Here is a 484-nt window from a genome sequence, read left to right on the forward strand (position 1 = left end):
AACACTCCCGGGCCAAGTCCAATTGATGCCATCCATTGTCCTGTGCCCTCAAGACCATAACCACCAAACCAGCCAAACAGTTTTTGAGCGCCGTGCGCCATAAAGATAATGCCAACGGGTACTCGAAGTGCCAATGCGCCAAAGCCAGCGTTTGATTGTGCGAGTTTTTGAATAAGTGCTTTCATAGTCGTGTCCTTAAAGTTATTCGATCAAAATGAGGTGGCTTGATTGCTCTTCCTCAGCTGTTGATGAACAGTCTAGGTGTCACTAAGAACAGAAAGAATCCGGCAGTTTTGATGCATTAATTCGAATTTTTCGAACAAGATTTATTGAACTATTTCTCGAATGAGATTAATAACAAAATATTATTAATAATATAAATTATGATAATTTCACTTAATCACTATGACACCCTATTATTCTCTCCATCGAAGCGAAACGCTGAAAACAAGACAATTTATCTAGACAGATTTTGCAGCAGAAT

1 protein-coding gene is annotated in these 484 nt (G+C 39.0%); it reads right to left on the reverse strand.

Annotated features, from left to right (window positions below; translation table 11 throughout):
• Nucleotides 1–185, reverse strand: a 185-nt coding sequence (locus KIV40_RS32975) for a DoxX family protein (protein WP_285353589.1), incomplete at its 3' end; no start/stop codon positions are given.
• Nucleotides 186–484: the final 299 nt, after the last annotated feature.

Source organism: Vibrio sp. D173a, assembly GCF_030248475.1.